The following is a 5,600-nucleotide window of genomic DNA, read 5'->3' as shown; positions in this document are numbered from 1 at the left end:
GGTGATGTTTGGCTCTATCGGCGGTTCGATCTTCTCGGTCGAAAGCGGTGAAAAAGAGGTGTTGACAGCAGCGAGTAACGCTGTAGAATTCGCCTCCCGCTAACGAGAGATCGGAAGCGCAAGTGGTTGAAGTTGTTGATGTTTCCGAAGCGAAACTTTGAAAACTTCTTAAAATAACCGCTTGACAGATACACGGGGCGCTGTAGAATGCGCGCCTCGGTTGAGACGAAAGACTCAGCCAACCGCTCTTTAACAACTGAATCAAGCAATTCGTGTGGGTGCTTGTGGAGTCAGACTGCTAGTCAACAGATTATCAGCATCACAAGTTACTCCGCGAGAAATCAAAGATGTAACCAACGATTGCTGAGCCAAGTTTAGGGTTTTCTCAAAACCCAAAGATGTTTGAACTGAAGAGTTTGATCATGGCTCAGATTGAACGCTGGCGGCAGGCCTAACACATGCAAGTCGAGCGGTAGAGAGGTGCTTGCACCTCTTGAGAGCGGCGGACGGGTGAGTAATGCCTAGGAATCTGCCTGGTAGTGGGGGATAACGCTCGGAAACGGACGCTAATACCGCATACGTCCTACGGGAGAAAGCAGGGGACCTTCGGGCCTTGCGCTATCAGATGAGCCTAGGTCGGATTAGCTAGTTGGTGGGGTAATGGCTCACCAAGGCGACGATCCGTAACTGGTCTGAGAGGATGATCAGTCACACTGGAACTGAGACACGGTCCAGACTCCTACGGGAGGCAGCAGTGGGGAATATTGGACAATGGGCGAAAGCCTGATCCAGCCATGCCGCGTGTGTGAAGAAGGTCTTCGGATTGTAAAGCACTTTAAGTTGGGAGGAAGGGCATTAACCTAATACGTTAGTGTTTTGACGTTACCGACAGAATAAGCACCGGCTAACTCTGTGCCAGCAGCCGCGGTAATACAGAGGGTGCAAGCGTTAATCGGAATTACTGGGCGTAAAGCGCGCGTAGGTGGTTCGTTAAGTTGGATGTGAAAGCCCCGGGCTCAACCTGGGAACTGCATTCAAAACTGTCGAGCTAGAGTATGGTAGAGGGTGGTGGAATTTCCTGTGTAGCGGTGAAATGCGTAGATATAGGAAGGAACACCAGTGGCGAAGGCGACCACCTGGACTGATACTGACACTGAGGTGCGAAAGCGTGGGGAGCAAACAGGATTAGATACCCTGGTAGTCCACGCCGTAAACGATGTCAACTAGCCGTTGGGAGCCTTGAGCTCTTAGTGGCGCAGCTAACGCATTAAGTTGACCGCCTGGGGAGTACGGCCGCAAGGTTAAAACTCAAATGAATTGACGGGGGCCCGCACAAGCGGTGGAGCATGTGGTTTAATTCGAAGCAACGCGAAGAACCTTACCAGGCCTTGACATCCAATGAACTTTCCAGAGATGGATTGGTGCCTTCGGGAACATTGAGACAGGTGCTGCATGGCTGTCGTCAGCTCGTGTCGTGAGATGTTGGGTTAAGTCCCGTAACGAGCGCAACCCTTGTCCTTAGTTACCAGCACGTTATGGTGGGCACTCTAAGGAGACTGCCGGTGACAAACCGGAGGAAGGTGGGGATGACGTCAAGTCATCATGGCCCTTACGGCCTGGGCTACACACGTGCTACAATGGTCGGTACAGAGGGTTGCCAAGCCGCGAGGTGGAGCTAATCCCACAAAACCGATCGTAGTCCGGATCGCAGTCTGCAACTCGACTGCGTGAAGTCGGAATCGCTAGTAATCGCGAATCAGAATGTCGCGGTGAATACGTTCCCGGGCCTTGTACACACCGCCCGTCACACCATGGGAGTGGGTTGCACCAGAAGTAGCTAGTCTAACCTTCGGGAGGACGGTTACCACGGTGTGATTCATGACTGGGGTGAAGTCGTAACAAGGTAGCCGTAGGGGAACCTGCGGCTGGATCACCTCCTTAATCGACGACCGCAGCTGCTCCATGAGCTCCCACACGAATTGCTTGATTCATTGAAGAAGACGATAGAAGCAGCTTTAAGCTCCAAGCTGATAGCTCACAGCTAACAGTTACAAGCTCGAAATTGGGTCTGTAGCTCAGTTGGTTAGAGCGCACCCCTGATAAGGGTGAGGTCGGCAGTTCGAATCTGCCCAGACCCACCAATTTTGTTATGGGGCCATAGCTCAGCTGGGAGAGCGCCTGCCTTGCACGCAGGAGGTCAGCGGTTCGATCCCGCTTGGCTCCACCATAAACTGCTTCTGAAAGCTTAGAAATGAGCATTCCATCAAGGTGATGGTGAATGTTGATTTCTAGTCTTTTGATTAGATCGTTCTTTAAAAATTTGGGTATGTGATAGAAAGATAGACTGGACGTTACTTTCACTGGTAACGGATCAGGCTAAGGTAAAATTTGTGAGTTCTCTTAGTTGAGAAATTCGAATTTTCGGCGAATGTCGTCTTCACAGTATAACCAGATTGCTTGGGGTTATATGGTCAAGTGAAGAAGCGCATACGGTGGATGCCTTGGCAGTCAGAGGCGATGAAAGACGTGGTAGCCTGCGAAAAGCTTCGGGGAGTCGGCAAACAGACTTTGATCCGGAGATGTCTGAATGGGGGAACCCAGCCATCATAAGATGGTTATCTTGTACTGAATACATAGGTGCAAGAGGCGAACCAGGGGAACTGAAACATCTAAGTACCCTGAGGAAAAGAAATCAACCGAGATTCCCTTAGTAGTGGCGAGCGAACGGGGACTAGCCCTTAAGCTTCTTTGATTTTAGCGGAACGCTCTGGAAAGTGCGGCCATAGTGGGTGATAGCCCTGTACGCGAAAGGATCTTAGAAGTGAAATCGAGTAGGACGGAGCACGAGAAACTTTGTCTGAATATGGGGGGACCATCCTCCAAGGCTAAATACTACTGACTGACCGATAGTGAACTAGTACCGTGAGGGAAAGGCGAAAAGAACCCCGGAGAGGGGAGTGAAATAGATCCTGAAACCGTATGCGTACAAGCAGTGGGAGCCCACTTTGTTGGGTGACTGCGTACCTTTTGTATAATGGGTCAGCGACTTATTTTCAGTGGCGAGCTTAACCGAATAGGGGAGGCGTAGCGAAAGCGAGTCTTAATAGGGCGTCTAGTCGCTGGGAATAGACCCGAAACCGGGCGATCTATCCATGGGCAGGTTGAAGGTTGGGTAACACTAACTGGAGGACCGAACCGACTACCGTTGAAAAGTTAGCGGATGACCTGTGGATCGGAGTGAAAGGCTAATCAAGCTCGGAGATAGCTGGTTCTCCTCGAAAGCTATTTAGGTAGCGCCTCATGTATCACTGTAGGGGGTAGAGCACTGTTTCGGCTAGGGGGTCATCCCGACTTACCAAACCGATGCAAACTCCGAATACCTACAAGTGCCGAGCATGGGAGACACACGGCGGGTGCTAACGTCCGTCGTGAAAAGGGAAACAACCCAGACCGTCAGCTAAGGTCCCAAAGTTATGGTTAAGTGGGAAACGATGTGGGAAGGCTTAGACAGCTAGGAGGTTGGCTTAGAAGCAGCCACCCTTTAAAGAAAGCGTAATAGCTCACTAGTCGAGTCGGCCTGCGCGGAAGATGTAACGGGGCTCAAACCATACACCGAAGCTACGGGTATCACGCAAGTGATGCGGTAGAGGAGCGTTCTGTAAGCCTGTGAAGGTGAGTTGAGAAGCTTGCTGGAGGTATCAGAAGTGCGAATGCTGACATGAGTAACGACAATGGGTGTGAAAAACACCCACGCCGAAAGACCAAGGTTTCCTGCGCAACGTTAATCGACGCAGGGTTAGTCGGTCCCTAAGGCGAGGCTGAAAAGCGTAGTCGATGGAAAACAGGTTAATATTCCTGTACTTCTGGTTATTGCGATGGAGGGACGGAGAAGGCTAGGCCAGCTTGGCGTTGGTTGTCCAAGTTTAAGGTGGTAGGCTGGAATCTTAGGTAAATCCGGGATTCCAAGGCCGAGAGCTGATGACGAGTTACCCTTTGGGTGACGAAGTGGTTGATGCCATGCTTCCAAGAAAAGCTTCTAAGCTTCAGGTAACCAGGAACCGTACCCCAAACCGACACAGGTGGTTGGGTAGAGAATACCAAGGCGCTTGAGAGAACTCGGGTGAAGGAACTAGGCAAAATGGCACCGTAACTTCGGGAGAAGGTGCGCCGGTGAGGGTGAAGCACTTGCTGCGTAAGCCCACGCCGGTCGAAGATACCAGGCCGCTGCGACTGTTTATTAAAAACACAGCACTCTGCAAACACGAAAGTGGACGTATAGGGTGTGACGCCTGCCCGGTGCCGGAAGGTTAATTGATGGGGTTAGCTAACGCGAAGCTCTTGATCGAAGCCCCGGTAAACGGCGGCCGTAACTATAACGGTCCTAAGGTAGCGAAATTCCTTGTCGGGTAAGTTCCGACCTGCACGAATGGCGTAACGATGGCGGCGCTGTCTCCACCCGAGACTCAGTGAAATTGAAATCGCTGTGAAGATGCAGTGTATCCGCGGCTAGACGGAAAGACCCCGTGAACCTTTACTATAGCTTTGCACTGGACTTTGAATTTGCTTGTGTAGGATAGGTGGGAGGCTTTGAAGCGTGGACGCCAGTCTGCGTGGAGCCATCCTTGAAATACCACCCTGGCAACTTTGAGGTTCTAACTCAGGTCCGTTATCCGGATCGAGGACAGTGTATGGTGGGTAGTTTGACTGGGGCGGTCTCCTCCTAAAGAGTAACGGAGGAGTACGAAGGTGCGCTCAGACCGGTCGGAAATCGGTCGTAGAGTATAAAGGCAAAAGCGCGCTTGACTGCGAGACAGACACGTCGAGCAGGTACGAAAGTAGGTCTTAGTGATCCGGTGGTTCTGTATGGAAGGGCCATCGCTCAACGGATAAAAGGTACTCCGGGGATAACAGGCTGATACCGCCCAAGAGTTCATATCGACGGCGGTGTTTGGCACCTCGATGTCGGCTCATCACATCCTGGGGCTGAAGCCGGTCCCAAGGGTATGGCTGTTCGCCATTTAAAGTGGTACGCGAGCTGGGTTTAGAACGTCGTGAGACAGTTCGGTCCCTATCTGCCGTGGACGTTTGAGATTTGAGAGGGGCTGCTCCTAGTACGAGAGGACCGGAGTGGACGAACCTCTGGTGTTCCGGTTGTCACGCCAGTGGCATTGCCGGGTAGCTATGTTCGGGAAAGATAACCGCTGAAAGCATCTAAGCGGGAAACTTGCCTCAAGATGAGATCTCACTGGGACCTTGAGTCCCCTGAAGGGCCGTCGAAGACTACGACGTTGATAGGCAGGGTGTGTAAGCGCTGTGAGGCGTTGAGCTAACCTGTACTAATTGCCCGTGAGGCTTGACCATATAACACCCAAGCAATTTGCTGACTCGAAAGAGCGCCAGATTGCGGTGTGTGAAGACGAAACGAACCGAAAGTTCGAATCTCACAAAACACCGACGCTATCACATACCCAATTTGCTGAAGCGAGGCCAACAGGCCACGACTCAGTACCCGAATTTCTTGACGACCATAGAGCATTGGAACCACCTGATCCCATCCCGAACTCAGCAGTGAAACGATGCATCGCCGATGGTAGTGTGGG

2 tRNA genes and 3 rRNA genes are annotated in these 5,600 nt (G+C 51.7%); all 5 read left to right on the top strand.

What is annotated here, in order from left to right:
* Positions 1 to 404: 404 nt before the first annotated feature.
* Positions 405 to 1,941: ribosomal RNA gene (locus HU767_RS28375) — 16S ribosomal RNA — on the top strand.
* A 123-nt stretch (positions 1,942 to 2,064) separates the two neighbouring features.
* Positions 2,065 to 2,141, top strand: a tRNA-Ile gene (locus HU767_RS28370).
* Positions 2,142 to 2,151: 10 nt separating this feature from the next.
* Positions 2,152 to 2,227 (top strand) — tRNA-Ala (locus HU767_RS28365).
* A gap of 242 nt (positions 2,228 to 2,469) precedes the next feature.
* Positions 2,470 to 5,361 (top strand): 23S ribosomal RNA (locus tag HU767_RS28360).
* Between the two features lie 156 nt (positions 5,362 to 5,517).
* Positions 5,518 to 5,600, top strand: a 5S ribosomal RNA gene (gene rrf / locus HU767_RS28355); the annotation flags it as partial.

This window comes from Pseudomonas sp. SWRI179 (assembly GCF_014268705.1).
Classification (GTDB): Bacteria; Pseudomonadota; Gammaproteobacteria; order Pseudomonadales; family Pseudomonadaceae; genus Aquipseudomonas; species Aquipseudomonas zanjanensis.
This window is presented reverse-complemented; position numbering and strand designations above follow the sequence as displayed.